General features: G+C 38.8%; 10 protein-coding genes, 2 tRNA genes, 1 riboswitch and 1 other annotated feature. Of the genes, 6 read left to right on the forward strand and 6 right to left on the reverse strand.

From position 1 onward, the window contains the following. Positions 1 to 171: 171 nt before the first annotated feature. Both leuS and AC5KOD_RS05975 read right to left on the reverse strand, forming a co-directional pair. A complete protein-coding gene (gene leuS, locus AC5KOD_RS05970; protein ID WP_496913627.1) occupies positions 172 to 2,586 on the reverse strand; it encodes a leucine--tRNA ligase in 2,415 nt (804 codons plus the stop codon). Positions 2,587 to 2,776: 190 nt separating this feature from the next. Beyond that, positions 2,777 to 2,985, reverse strand: a binding site (T-box leader). A 58-nt stretch (positions 2,986 to 3,043) separates the two neighbouring features. Beyond that, entirely contained in the window at positions 3,044 to 5,350 is a 2,307-nt protein-coding gene (locus AC5KOD_RS05975) for a LysM peptidoglycan-binding domain-containing protein (RefSeq protein ID WP_496913628.1), read from the reverse strand. A gap of 332 nt (positions 5,351 to 5,682) precedes the next feature. On the opposite strand from AC5KOD_RS05975, the gene AC5KOD_RS05980 reads away from it, so the two are divergent. From AC5KOD_RS05980 to mnmM, 5 genes are all read left to right on the forward strand, one after another. Beyond that, the gene (locus AC5KOD_RS05980; RefSeq protein WP_496913629.1) at positions 5,683 to 6,330 is read left to right on the forward strand and encodes a DUF1700 domain-containing protein; all 648 of its coding nucleotides are present in this window, start codon (positions 5,683 to 5,685) and stop codon (positions 6,328 to 6,330) included. Then, complete coding sequence (locus AC5KOD_RS05985; protein WP_496913630.1) at positions 6,330 to 7,415, forward strand: DUF4097 family beta strand repeat-containing protein; 1,086 nt, start codon at positions 6,330 to 6,332, stop codon at positions 7,413 to 7,415. The genes AC5KOD_RS05980 and AC5KOD_RS05985 overlap by 1 nt, the downstream gene beginning before the upstream one ends. Positions 7,416 to 7,576: 161 nt before the next feature. Next, positions 7,577 to 8,236, forward strand: coding sequence for a phosphatase PAP2 family protein (locus tag AC5KOD_RS05990; protein ID WP_496913631.1), 660 nt, complete (start codon positions 7,577 to 7,579; stop codon positions 8,234 to 8,236). Between the two features lie 14 nt (positions 8,237 to 8,250). Beyond that, the gene (gene mnmL, locus AC5KOD_RS05995) at positions 8,251 to 9,234 is read left to right on the forward strand and encodes a tRNA modification radical SAM protein MnmL/YtqA (RefSeq protein WP_496913632.1); all 984 of its coding nucleotides are present in this window, start codon (positions 8,251 to 8,253) and stop codon (positions 9,232 to 9,234) included. Further along, complete coding sequence (mnmM, locus tag AC5KOD_RS06000) at positions 9,209 to 9,787, forward strand: tRNA 5-(aminomethyl)-2-thiouridylate-methyltransferase MnmM (protein WP_496913633.1); 579 nt, start codon at positions 9,209 to 9,211, stop codon at positions 9,785 to 9,787. Before mnmL ends, mnmM begins: the two co-directional genes overlap by 26 nt. Positions 9,788 to 9,811: 24 nt before the next feature. Here mnmM and AC5KOD_RS06005 read toward each other — a convergent pair whose 3' ends face one another. Beyond that, positions 9,812 to 11,296: an MDR family MFS transporter gene (locus AC5KOD_RS06005; RefSeq protein ID WP_496913634.1), complete on the reverse strand. Its 1,485-nt coding sequence runs from the start codon at positions 11,294 to 11,296 to the stop codon at positions 9,812 to 9,814. Between the two features lie 83 nt (positions 11,297 to 11,379). Next, positions 11,380 to 12,561, reverse strand: coding sequence for a methionine adenosyltransferase (metK, locus tag AC5KOD_RS06010; RefSeq protein ID WP_496913635.1), 1,182 nt, complete (start codon positions 12,559 to 12,561; stop codon positions 11,380 to 11,382). Beyond that, a riboswitch (SMK box riboswitch) is annotated at positions 12,559 to 12,646 on the reverse strand. Its footprint overlaps the gene before it by 3 nt. A gap of 161 nt (positions 12,647 to 12,807) precedes the next feature. Here metK and AC5KOD_RS06015 point away from each other — a divergent pair. After that, positions 12,808 to 13,572: a hypothetical protein gene (locus tag AC5KOD_RS06015; protein ID WP_496913636.1), complete on the forward strand. Its 765-nt coding sequence runs from the start codon at positions 12,808 to 12,810 to the stop codon at positions 13,570 to 13,572. 122 nt (positions 13,573 to 13,694) lie between these two features. Here AC5KOD_RS06015 and AC5KOD_RS06020 read toward each other — a convergent pair. Both AC5KOD_RS06020 and AC5KOD_RS06025 read right to left on the reverse strand, forming a co-directional pair. Continuing rightward, positions 13,695 to 13,766, reverse strand: a tRNA-Glu gene (locus AC5KOD_RS06020). 7 nt (positions 13,767 to 13,773) lie between these two features. Then, positions 13,774 to 13,847, reverse strand: a tRNA-Ile gene (locus AC5KOD_RS06025). Positions 13,848 to 13,873 lie beyond the last annotated feature (26 nt).

The raw sequence follows: 13,873 nt of genomic DNA on the forward strand, positions 1-13,873 counted from the left end.
ATAGCATAAAGAATGAAGTTGAAACATAAATTTTGATAGCCCTTATTTTTTAAGAAATAAACACAACAAACAACATTCAGTGACTGCCCTTTTGAAACACATTTATCCCATGAACCAAGAAAAGGGCGAGACTTTTTTGTCTCACCCTTTTCCTTCCCGCTCATCAACTATTTAATTGGCTACAATATTAACCAATTTATTCGGAATAACAACAACTTTACGGATCTTCTTCCCTTCTAGCTGTTCCTTAATCAGATCATTAGCCATCGCTAACCGTTCCAATTCTTCCTTTTCAGTATCCCGCGCAATCATCACCTTCGCTCGGACTTTTCCATTGACTTGAATCACTATTTCGATCTCATCTTCTATTAATTCCGCCTCATCGTATGTCGGCCACTGAACATAAGTCAAACTATCCTTATGCCCAGTAATCTCCCATAATTCTTCACTGATATGCGGCGCAATCGGTGCTAACAATTGGATAAACCCTTCTACATAATCGTAAGGGAGAACCTCTTGCTTATTAGCTTCATTGATGAAAACCATCAATTGAGAAATCCCAGTATTGAAGCGTAAATTTTCATAATCTTCCGTCACCTTTTTAACCGTTTGATGGTAAACTTTTGTCAACTTCCCATCATTAAATGTTGTAATGCGATCACGCATTTTTGATTCTTCATCAACTACCAAACGCCAGACACGATCCAAGAATTTACGACTTCCTTCTAAACCATTTTCACTCCAAGCGATGGCAGCATCAAGTGGTCCCATAAACATCTCGTACATTCGAAGAGTATCTGCTCCGTATTTCGCGACAACTTCATCAGGATTAACCACATTACCTTTAGATTTTGACATCTTTTCATTGTTACTACCAAGAATCATTCCTTGGTTATACAATTTTTGGAATGGCTCTTTTGTTTCAACAATCCCAATATCATAAAGAAACTTATGCCAGAATCGAGCATATAGCAAGTGCAGAACAGCATGTTCTGCTCCACCAATATAAATATCAACTGGCATCCATTCCTTAAGCTTTTCTGGGCTAGCAATTGCCTCCTTATTATGAGGATCAATGAAACGCAAGTAATACCATGAACTACCTGCCCATTGCGGCATTGTATTCGTTTCACGACGCCCTTTCATTCCTGTTTCTGGATGAACGACATTAACCCATTCATCGATATTAGCAAGTGGTGACTCGCCTGTGCCACTAGGATGAATATCGGTCGTTACAGGCAATTTAAGTGGTAAGTCTTCCACTGGCACAGCGGTTGTTGTGCCATCTTCCCAATGAATAATTGGAATTGGCTCACCCCAATAGCGCTGTCGAGAGAATAACCAATCACGAAGGCGATAGCTAATTTCTTTTTTGCCGACGCCTTCTGCTTCTATCCAATCATTGGCTTTTGCAATTGCCTCTTCTTTATTTAGACCATTAAGGAAATCAGAATTAATATGTGGGCCATCTCCAACAAAAACCTCTTTAGAAATATCCCCACCCTCAACAACGGGTACAATCTCTAAATCAAATTGTTTGGCAAATTCATAATCTCGTGGATCATGGGCGGGTACAGCCATAATTGCCCCAGTTCCATACGTAGACAACACATAATCTGAAATCCAAATTGGAATCTCTTTACCATTAACGGGATTAATAGCATACGCACCTGTGAAGACTCCCGTTTTATCTTTTGCCAAATCAGTTCTTGCTAGCTCAGACTTTTTGCCGGCCTCTTCAATATAATCCGTCACAGCAACAATTTGTTCCGCCGTAGTAATCTCTTGTACTAAAGGCAATTCAGGTGCCAAAACAGCATAAGTGACCCCAAATAAAGTATCCGGGCGTGTTGTAAACACACTAAATTCTTTATCAGAATTCGCCACTTTAAATGTAACATTAGCTCCTTCAGAACGACCAATCCAATTTTTTTGCATCTCTTTAATACTATCTGGCCACTCGACTTCTTCCAAATCATCAATCAAACGATCCGCATATTCAGTAATTCTTAGCATCCACTGCTTCATCGGAACACGATAGACAGGATGATCACCACGCTCAGACTTCCCATCAATCACTTCCTCGTTTGCCAAAACCGTCCCTAAAGCTGGACACCAGTTAACTGGAACCTCTGCTTCATAAGCCAATCCACGTTCAAACATTTGTACAAATATCCACTGAGTCCATTTATAGTAATGAGGATCTGTTGTATTAATCTCGCGGTTCCAATCATAACTAAAACCAAGTGAATTGATTTGACGACGAAATACTTCAATATTTTTTTGAGTAAACTCTGCTGGATCATTCCCCGTATCAAGTGCATACTGCTCAGCGGGTAAACCAAAGGCATCCCAGCCCATCGGATGAAGCACATTATATCCTTGGCTTCGTTTCATTCTAGAAAGAATATCTGTTGCTGTATATCCCTCTGGATGACCAACATGAAGCCCTTGCCCAGATGGATAAGGAAACATATCAAGTGCATAAAATTTTTCCTTTTCTGTATCTTCAGTTGTATTGAACGTGTTGTGCATTGCCCAATATTTTTGCCATTTTTTTTCAATTGTCTTGTGTTGATAGGACATCTTTTTTCCTCCACTCATAATTCACAGTTAAAACTGTTCGTATTTCTTTTACTATAAACTACTAAAATCATTGCGACCCACACTACTTCAGCGTTAAATAAAAACAGTTCACGAATTTCAACCTGCCCCAAAAAGCATTCTTACTTTCTTAAAAGACAAAAAAATCCTACAAAAGCAGACTAAGCTACTTTTATAGGACGTTGTTTATTACGTGGTACCACCTAATTTTATTTAAATGATGTCATTTAAATCTCTAGCATGCTAACGGATGCGCCCCGATTTAGCCTTTTCAACTAAATGACTCAAAGGTAAGTTCAAAAGCATCTCAGACACATTTCCACCAACCATGTGCTCTCTTAAACTGTTATGCTCTTTACTACTCCTCATCATTGTCTTACTGACCTTATACTAACAAATTCCTACTGATTCTGCAAGTAAGACTTACTTCCTTTTACGACTATTTCACACGTAAGACCTGCCCGATATAAATAGAATCACTTTTCAAATTGTTCCAAGAAATTAATTGCTTAACAGTCACACGATTCTTTTCAGCAATTGACCATAACGTATCACCTGAAACCACTTTATGATTTTTACTTGCTACTGTGCCTGAATTACCTGCTCCGCTTCCTTTAACAACTAATTTTTGTCCCACATAGATAGTGTCACTGGTTAAATTATTCCATGATTTTAAATTAGCCACACTAATACCATGACGACTCGCAATACCTGTTAAGGTATCACCTGAAACCACACTGTACGAACCTGTCGTCGCGGTGTTAGTTGTATTAGAGTTACTTGAAGAATTACTAGCCGCTCCTTTTACACTTAACTTTTGTCCGACATAGATCAGATCACTCGTCAAATTGTTCCACGCTTTGACATTTGCGACTGTAGTATTGTATTTTCTCGCAATACTCGACAGTGTGTCACCTGAAACAACTGTATATGAGGAGTTATTTGATGATACTTTGTTGCCTGAGTTGGTCGTATTATTAGAACCACTATTCCCTTTAACACTAAGCTTCTGTCCCACGTAAATTAAATCACTCGTCAAATTATTCCACGACTTAAGATTTGCAACCGTCACTCCATATTTTCTCGCAATACTTGAAAGTGTATCACCAGAAGCAATTGTATGTGTGGTTCCTGTATTCGGAGAGGTTGTATTACTACCCGTATTACCTGTATTATTACCACCTGTCGACCCTTTTACGTTAAGCTTTTGGCCGACATAGATTAAATCACTTGATAAATTATTCCACGACTTAAGATTTGCAACCGTCACTCCATATTTTCTTGCAATGCTTGAAAGTGTGTCACCTGAGACAATTGTGTATGTTGAGCCTGTACTTGGCGCCGTTGTATTGCCACCGGTATTACCTGAGTTATTACCACCTGTCGACCCTTTAACTTTGAGGCTCTGACCGACATAAATCAGGTCACTTGATAAACTGTTCCACGACTTAAGATTCGCAACAGTCACACCATAACGTCTAGCAATCGCGGACAAGGTATCTCCTGATGCAACAGTATGAGTATCACTTGTAGTTGGCGGGGTTGTATTACCGCCGGTGTTACCACCTGTACTGCCACCATTTCCTGTATCTGACGCTTTAACAACTAAACTTTGACCAACATAAATTGTATCACTAGTTAGCTTGTTCCATGATTTGAGGTTTGCTACGGTCACACCGTGCTTTCTCGCAATACCAAACAACGTATCACCTGAGACAACAGTGTACGTTCCCGTACTAGGCGTGGTTACATTACTGCCACCGGTATTTCCACCCGTATTGCCGCCAGCATTCCCGTTATTTCCATTATTGCCAGTCCCACTCCCTGGCGTATCAAAACGAGTCAAGTTATTATTTTCAATAATTTTATTCAATTTACCCGCATAGCCTGGATCAGTCGCGTAGCGGCCTGTTAGCCAAGCAGTCGCATCACGGTAAGAGTTAGTATTACTTTTCCAAGCGCCACTATAAAAATAAACGCCCGATTGAAATGACGTATTTTTTAGCACATACGCATTGTCTAGTAAAGACTCTGAATAAGAGGGGTACTTTCTAAACTTCGCTGTTACCGTTACCCACTTACCATTAATAACTTCTTGTGTTCTCATTTCAACATATTGACCGTTGTATGAGCCTTTAATACCAAATAAATTATGATTAGGCGCTGATGCTAAGGCACTTCCGCCCCACGCACTTTCTAAAATTGCTTGGGCAATCATAACAGACGCATACAAATTATTATTAGCTGCTACCACCTGGGCTTGACTGCCAACTTGTTCAATAAACGTGCTTGGCGAAACGCTTCGCATCATCATTGAAGCAGACATAATATCACTAGGAATTTCTACCGATTCGCCATCTTTATTTGCTTCTTCTGCTTCAGAATAAGTAGATGATTCACTCTCTACCTCACTCGTATCAGGCTCTTCCACTGATGTTGACTCAGCTGTCGAATTCTCTTCCGAATTGATAGTTTCTTGATCAGATGTACTCTCTTGGGTAGTACTCTGTTCAGTTGTTGAATCGGTCGTTTGTTCAACTGCCCCTTGATTAATTTCACTACTATCCAATACTTTTGGTTCTAATTCTTTCATTTCATCAGCTTCTACTTTAGCCGCAAAAGTTGGTATAACCGCTGCTGTCAGCATAACTGTTGTACCAAACAAAGAAACCCCTTTTTTGAAAGGAGCGATTAATTTTAGACTAGTTTGGATGTTCGAATTCCTCCGATATCGTTTTTCATTCATGGTTGCAATCTCCCCCTGTCCATTCATCGTTCTAATGAAAACTCTAGTACCAGTATACACCATTACCAACAGCATTAAAAATAAATATCTGCATATTCAACCGATTGTTAAGTGACTGTAACAATCGATTATTAGTGTCATTTTTGTTACATGTTTATCAGTTCAAAAAATAACCTTTTACATATCGTTCTATGTACTGATTTGCCCTCATACTTTAGGCCGATTTTTGTCCAAACCTATTGTTTAATCAGCAATTAGACGATATATTTAAAGTATCAAGAATGACGTCACGTCCATTTAAACTAACATGACCTTAGAATCGAGGAGCAGATATGAATAAAGAACATTTTCTAACTGAATTAAAAATTCATTTAAAAGCATTACCAAAACAACAGCTCGCATATATCTTACAACTATATGGCGAAAAATTTGATAAACAGCTCGCAGAAGGCCAAACAGAAGCTGATGTATCAAAATGCCTAGGAAATCCTCGAGAAATTGCGGATGAAATATTGCAGGAATTTGGCATTTCAGCTGATGAAGAAACTGCTGCTCATGATGAGTGGCAAGAATTTACTCAAGCTAATAAGACTAATGGTCAATATGGCTACTACCAAAATTATGACTCACATTACGAGCAAGCACCTAAGAAACCGTCTTTTTTCATTCGCTTTTGTCAAGTAGCAGGCGTATTACTCTTCAACTTCCTATTTATGATTTGGATGATAGTTGCCGGTCTTTCTGTTCTATTTGCTTTGTGGCTCGTAACACTTATCCTAGTTTTGATGCCGATCATAGGGATTGTCACCTTCTTTATGACTAGCGGTGCAGTCGCGTTCTCTCTCTTATTTTTTACGCTATTCTTCTGTGGCCTTGGTTTTATAGGCTTAGCGATTATGGTACCTATCACTACCTATTCATTCCGTTTCATTAAATACTATACGAAATGGAACATCAACACGTTACGGGGGCGACATTAATGAAAAAGAAAGTCATCAGCTTTGCTGTATTTGGAACAATCCTCGCGATCATTGGTGGTGTTGGCTCAGCAATAAATTTTCCTAAGGCAGAAAAACAAACCAAAACTGCGATCAATGAGCGATACAAAATTAAAAAAAATAAGAAAAACCTAGATATTTCCTTGAAAGGTAACATTAATTATAATGTCTACGAATCTGAGGATCAGGATATCCATGTTTCTGGTGAGGCTCACTCTGTAATGGGCAAACAAAGCTTTACTTGGAAGCCTGGTGAAACTGGTGATAAAACGACGATTGATGTTACTTTCACTGAAACAGGAGATTATCGTAATTTTATTCAGTTAGGCTTTTCACAATATGTTAATATTGCTGTTCCAAGCTCTTTTGAATCAATTACAGTCAATGGAACAAAAAATAGCCAAATTGATATTAGCGGATTAAATGCGACTGACTTAACCTTTAATACAGATCAAGCTAGCCATTCTAGCTTAGACAATCTTCATTTAGATTCACTGACTGTCAATGCCAAATCTGGTAGCGTTGATTTAGATAATATTACAGCTGAAAATACTCTCGCAATAAAGGGAGACCAAGGTTCCTTCACTGTTAGTGGTAGCCGAGCTAAAACTTTTGAAATTCAAAGTACGGATGGCTATATTTCTTTAAATAACTTGATTGGGAATAGCAAAATCAAAACTGAAGGCGGCTTTATTTCCCTCAATGAAATCAAAGGAAAAGTATCCGCAACAACTGTTGATGGGAGTATTGATTGGGAATATGGTAAACTAACAGACGATCTGGATCTAAAAACTACGAGTGGGGATATCCGTATCGCTCTTGAAAAACGACCAAGTAATTTTAATATTACTACTAAAAATAGCAACGGTTCTGTTAGTTTATTTGGTAAGAATCACGACAAACTAAAAAAAGGAACCGGCGGACCAGCAATGACACTTGAATCACTTCACGGGGATATTCGTGTCTATGATGAGGACTCTGAATATGAGGATTACGACGAGGACGTCGAAGAAACGTTTAATGACATTGAGAACGATATTACTGCTGCCATTGAAGAAAATTTATAAAAAAAATTAAAACCTATTAACCCAATTAAATCGCAAGAAAATTTGTGCTATAATAGAAAAAGCTCTTTAGTTATGATACTAGAGGGCTTTTTCTTAGGTTATATTCTAGCCGCTGTTCCCAATTTAATACAGTTCAGCGCTATCAGGAAGGACTCATTATCATGGATTCATCTAAAAATCTTTACTGGCATTTTGCTGCAAGCTGTTGCTTAGTACTTTTTGTTATCTTAGGATATCTTGTTAAATTTTACGAAAGCTCTCTCAATGTGATTGATCAGCCTATAGCAGGGCTAATTCGTGCTCACATGACTAATGGAAAATCAACTTTCTATATTGCAATTACTCAACTTGGTAGTGGTACAGTTATCGCTGGCCTTGTCTTAGTTGTCACATTAATTTGTTGGTACCGTAAATTCTGGAGTGAAGCACTTTGGTTAATCATCAATTCCGCACTTGTTGCTGGTATTGGAAATTATTTAATTAAATTTGTCTTCGAACGGCCTCGGCCAAGTGTTCCTCATCTCGTCAACGAGACCCACTTTAGCTTTCCAAGTGGGCATGCCATGGGTAGCATGCTTTTTTACGGCACACTGATTCTGATTTTGCCCCGTTTTATTGCCAATCAACGGTTTCGGTTAATTGGCCAAATTTTTCTAGGTTTAATGATACTCATTATCGGCATTAGCCGAATCTATGTTGGTGTCCATTACCCAACAGACATTCTTGGTGGCTTTCTACTTGGAGCCGCTTGGATTTTAGGAACTTATCCTACCTTTCAAAAACGTCGATTCATCTGGCGCTTTCAAGGAAAACAAAAATAAAAGAAGGTAATTACGTGACTCACTTTAACTTTACATCTGACCCTAACAAACGGTACCACACTTGGAACTATGCTTTAAGAGAAACCTTTGGTGAAAAACTCTTTAAAGTACCGATTGACGCTGGTTTTGATTGCCCAAACCGAGACGGCACTGTCGCCAAGGGAGGCTGTACTTTTTGTAGTGTTTCTGGCTCCGGCGACATGATTTTAGCGCCAACTGAACCTTTACCACAGCAATTTCAAAAAGAAATTACCCGCATGCACGCCAAATGGCCTAATGTGACTCAATACTTAGTCTATTTTCAAAATTTTACTAATACTCATGGTTCTGTTGAATCCATTCGCCACCGATTTGAACAGGTCTTAAATGAACCAGGCGTTGTTGGCATTTCCATCGGTACTCGTCCAGATTGCTTGCCTGATGATGTCGTTGCTTATTTAGCAGAATTGAATGAACGTTACTATCTATGGGTAGAGTTAGGTCTTCAAACAACCTATGAAGAAACCAGTCATCATATCAATCGCGCCCATGACTACGATACATACCTTCAAGGTGTCGCTAAATTAAGACGTCATAACATTAGGGTCTGTACTCATTTAATTAACGGGTTACCTGGTGAAACAACGGATATGATGATCGAAAATGTCAGACGAACCATCCAAGATTCGGATATTCAAGGGATAAAACTCCACCTGCTACACCTAATGACTAACACAAGAATGGTTAGAGACTACGTTGAAGGACGTTTATCTTTGATGGACCGTGATACTTATGTTTCTGTTATTTGTGATCAATTAGAGCTAATCCCACCAGAAATCGTTATTCACAGACTGACAGGAGATGCGCCTCGAGACAGCATCATTGGTCCTATGTGGAGTTTGAAAAAATGGGAAGTTTTAAATGCAATTGACGAAGAATTACAGAAACGTCAAAGCTACCAAGGTCTATTTAATTGTCGAGAGGAGGCGTCTTATGTTGCAAACCGCCTTACATTATAGTCATCAATTACTCAAAGAAATTATTGTTCAAGGTGATAATGTTGTAGACGGTACCGTAGGCAATGGTCACGATACCCTCTTTTTAGCAGATTTAGTCGGTTCTACAGGTCATGTTTACGGTTTCGATATCCAAGCTCAAGCCATCGAAACAAGCCGTCAAAAGCTTCTAGAAGCCGATTTAAACTCACGAGTTACTTTGCTTAATCAAGGACATGAAACAATTGCAGATCTATTAAGTAAAGATATAGTCATAAAAGCCGCTATTTTTAATCTCGGCTACTTACCAAAGAGTGACAAATCTATTATCACTCAGAAAGAAACAACCTTAAAAGCCCTAACTAGCCTTTTACCCATATTGGCCGTTGGCGGACGGATTATCATCGTCATTTATTATGGCCACGATGGCGGAGAAACAGAAAAAGAGGCGGTTTTATCCTTTGTCCAAGACATTCCTCAGCAAGACTATAATGTCTTATCCTATCAGTTTATTAACCAAAAAAACAATCCGCCAATTTTAATTGCTATTGAACGTAAAAAAGCTAAGCACTGTTAATCAGATTGCTTAGCTTTTTTGGTATTAATCATTGCCCATTAATCGCTCTGACTTCTGGAATTGATTGAAAATCATTGCCACAATCAATAGAACCACGCCAACAAAATAGACACTGTGTAGACCTTTATATAAAATTTCACGCAACGGCTCAACTACCTCTGTTGCTAATTGAGAAAGTGTTTGTCGATTAGACAGTTGATCAATCATTTCTCGTTTTAGCCCCAGATGAGTGTTAGCAGCGATTTCAGCATTTAAATGATTATTTAAAATAACACCAAAAATCGAGACCATAATTGTTTGTCCCAAGGTCCGAGACAAGGTGTTAAAAGAAGTGGCTACCCCAATATTTTCCTGTGAGACACTACTTTGAGCCTTAACTGTAGAACCTGTAATAGTAATCCCCAACCCAATTCCAGTCAACCCAGAAATTAGACAAAACACCCAGAAAGGAGTGGTGACAGGAACATTAGCTAACAATAACCCACCGATAATGATGATGAGCAAACCTATTGTTAATGTCCGTTTTGTCGTCGTTTTCTCTAAAAGTCGACCCGCTACTAACGATCCTATAATCCAAGTAAAGGATAATGGTGCCAAAGCCATGCCGCCAAGAGCGGCCTTCAAACCAAGAACGCCCTGCATCCACATCGGGATATACACATCAACCCCCATTAAAAAGCCACTGACCAATGCCGCAATCAAATTAACAATCATAAAGGTTTTGTTCTTAAATAAATCCAAGGAAATTACTGGATCCTTTGCACGTTTTTCAGCTATCACAAACAGAAGGCAAAAACCCATTGCAACAGCAAAGGAAATCATCGTTCCGACACCAAAGCCAGTCCCTTCACTTAGTGTTTGGAAACCATATAGTAACGCCAACAAAAACATCATTAAGGAGACGCTACCCAATATATCAATCGGTTGTTTTTCATGATCATTTTTGGGCTCTACTAAAAAAATCATAATCAAACAGACTAAAATAATCCCAATCGGAACATTCACAAAGAAAATCCAGTGCCACCCAACCGTATCTACAATAAAGCCACCGCATAGAGGCCCTACCACACTTGCTATTCCCCAAAAAGCACTGCTTAGGCCTAGAACCTTAGCCCGCTTATCAATTGGGTAAATATCAGCAATAATTGTCAATGCAACTGGCATAATAGCTCCCGCCCCAATTCCTTGTATAGCTCTAAATACAATCAATTGAAACATACTACTTGAAATACCACATAAAGAAGAACCAATAATAAACACAACTATCCCAAAAAGAAAAATTGATTTGCGTCCAATTCTGTCCGCTAATTTTCCATAGACAGGGGTCATCATAGCATTAGTTAATAAATAAATTGAAAACACCCAACTCATTATTTCGCCGCCCTTCAGCTGGCCTGCAATTGTTGGCATCGCAGTTGAAACAATCGTCGCCTCTATCGCTGTCATAAATGTCGCAATAAAGACTGTTAACGTTACGATTTTAACATTTGTTTCCTTTTGTCTTACCATAATATCCTCATCTTTCTCATTTCAAACTCCTTAAAAATAGCGGCTCCTAATAAAGGATATACCTTCACTAGGAGCCGCCTCTATTACTCTGCCAAACTTGTCTTGAGAGCATCAACTTTATCCGTTTGCTCCCAAGTAAAATCAGCATCTGTACGACCAAAATGTCCATAAGCTGCCGTCTTTTGATAGATCGGTCGTCTTAAATCGAGCATTTCAATAATCCCCGCAGGACGTAAATCAAAATTTTCACGAATCGCATGAATCAACTTATCAGTTGAAACTGTCCCAGTTCCAAATGTATCGATTGAAATCGAAACTGGCTGCGCAACTCCAATAGCATAAGCAAGTTGAACCTCACACTTTTTAGCAAACCCTGCCGCCACAATATTTTTAGCAATATACCTAGCAGCATAACTAGCAGAACGATCCACTTTGGTTGCGTCCTTACCTGAAAAAGCCCCGCCACCATGACGAGCGTATCCACCGTAAGTATCTACAATAATCTTACGTCCTGTTAAACCCGAATCACCTTGAGGTCCCCCAATCACGAAACGCCCTGTAGGATTAATGTAATAGTTTGTTTGACTATCAAGTAACAACTCAGGAATGACTGCTTGGATCACCAATTTTTTGACATCCGCTTGAATTTGCTCTAAAGTAACATGCTCATCATGTTGAGTACTAATAACAACAGTGTCCACACGTAAAGGATGGCCGTATTCATCATATTCAACCGTCACTTGTGATTTAGCATCCGGCCGTAAATAATCAAGAGTTCCATCTTTACGTAAATCCGCTAATTTTTTAGTCAATCGATGACTTAAAGAAATAGCTAAAGGCATTAACTCAGGTGTTTCATCACATGCAAAACCAAACATTAAGCCTTGGTCGCCAGCACCAATATCATTTTCCTCATCAGAACGAGTCTCCAGTGAATCGTCCACACCTTGAGCAATATCTGGTGACTGTTCGTCAATCGCTACCATCACCGCACAAGTATCACCATCAAAACCGTACTTAGCGCGAGTATAACCAATCCCCTTGATTGTCTCTCTCACGACTTTTTGAATATCAACATACGCTTTTGTTGATATTTCCCCAAAGACTAAAACGAGTCCTGTCGTTACAGAAGTTTCACATGCCACTCGGGCCATCGGGTCTTCTGCCAATAGCGCATCTAAAATAGCATCACTAATTTGATCGGCTATTTTATCAGGATGCCCTTCTGATACCGACTCTGACGTAAATAAATATTTCTCTTTCATTTCTACATTCCCCCTCTTAATTTTCGGTTACAAGGCATTTTTAAAGGCACAGCCAATAAATCCTATCGGGAATCTTGCAACATTCCTAGTATATCAAATTTCAAATCTAAAAGCACTTGTTTTCCTTTGTAATATAAGATTAACTTGACCTTATTCCAAAATTCCACTACCATTAATGATGACCTAAAAATAGCGATATTTATAATCAAACAAATCAATTAATTAACATAAAGAGAGGTAACTATTTTGACAACACCAAAAACATTCGCTCCATCCTTATATTCCTACCCACTGATGATAGCACTTTTACAAACTTTGATCGCCATATTACCAGGTCTCTTACTAATTGAAGAGCGGGTGGAAATCACTTTTTCCCTAGTTTTGTTCATTCTATACTTAGTATTAGCAGAATCATTCCAAAGTTTTATTCGCATCGCCCATGCCAAAGGTGAAAGCATTCCCTTAAATTATTATATTACTAAAGCTAGCATCGGAATTGTATGTATTTGGATAGTCGCAACGAAACTATCTCCTCAATACGGGATTATCTTACTTATGTTTGAACTGTTTCAATACTTTACTTTCTCCGAAAAATACCATTATCAAGACACAATGCTATATACCTGTTTAAATGCGTTCTTCAAAGGTTTGGTTTTTAATCTTATGATTAGCATTCACTATCCCTACTCATTTAAATTGCTTTACATTTATTCCTATCTATTCAGTTTCCTCATCTTATTTTTAGGAACACTACTAACACAGAGTCTTTACTCTAAAACAAGTTCAAACACACGCTATATTCGCCTAAGCGCTTTAGTAGCGCTTATTGCCATTACTTTCCTAGGCTACCAAGTCTATAGTAAGCAAGTCTCTTGGCTGCTATTGTTGCCATTACTTGCCGTTGTTATCCTAGCTTCAATCTACATCATACGTAATAACAATCTCAAAAAAAGAGAGCTAACATTAAATGCTGCTCTCATCCTGATTCTTCTTATCTATTATTACATGTAAATTTAGCTGGCTTTCATTTAAGCTAATGGCATAGAAGCCAATAATGGACCAAACCCAGAGTAGACATACTTTCGGTTTGGTCCTTTTTAGACAAAAAAATAAGAGCAATCAGCTCTCAAATATGACCCGTACGGGAATCGAACCCGTGATACCGCCGTGAAAGGGCGGTGTCTTAACCGCTTGACCAACGGGCCTAAATAATGGGCCTAAATGGACTCGAACCATCGACCTCACGCTTATCAGGCGTGCGCTCTAACCAGCTGAGCTATAGGCCCAAATCCGTTTTTTTGCAAAAAAAAAA

The organism is Vagococcus sp. WN80Y (assembly GCF_059621045.1).

Coding starts and splice junctions, on each gene's coding strand:
- AC5KOD_RS05985 (WP_496913630.1), top strand. CDS start 6,330: ATGAAAAAGAAAGTCATCAGCTTTGCTGTATTTGGAACAATCCTCGCG.
- AC5KOD_RS05990 (WP_496913631.1), top strand. CDS start 7,577: ATGGATTCATCTAAAAATCTTTACTGGCATTTTGCTGCAAGCTGTTGC.
- AC5KOD_RS05975 (WP_496913628.1), bottom strand. CDS start 5,350: ATGAATGAAAAACGATATCGGAGGAATTCGAACATCCAAACTAGTCTA.
- AC5KOD_RS05980 (WP_496913629.1), top strand. CDS start 5,683: ATGAATAAAGAACATTTTCTAACTGAATTAAAAATTCATTTAAAAGCA.
- metK (WP_496913635.1), bottom strand. CDS start 12,561: ATGAAAGAGAAATATTTATTTACGTCAGAGTCGGTATCAGAAGGGCAT.
- AC5KOD_RS06005 (WP_496913634.1), bottom strand. CDS start 11,296: ATGGTAAGACAAAAGGAAACAAATGTTAAAATCGTAACGTTAACAGTC.
- mnmM (WP_496913633.1), top strand. CDS start 9,209: ATGTTGCAAACCGCCTTACATTATAGTCATCAATTACTCAAAGAAATT.
- leuS (WP_496913627.1), bottom strand. CDS start 2,586: ATGTCCTATCAACACAAGACAATTGAAAAAAAATGGCAAAAATATTGG.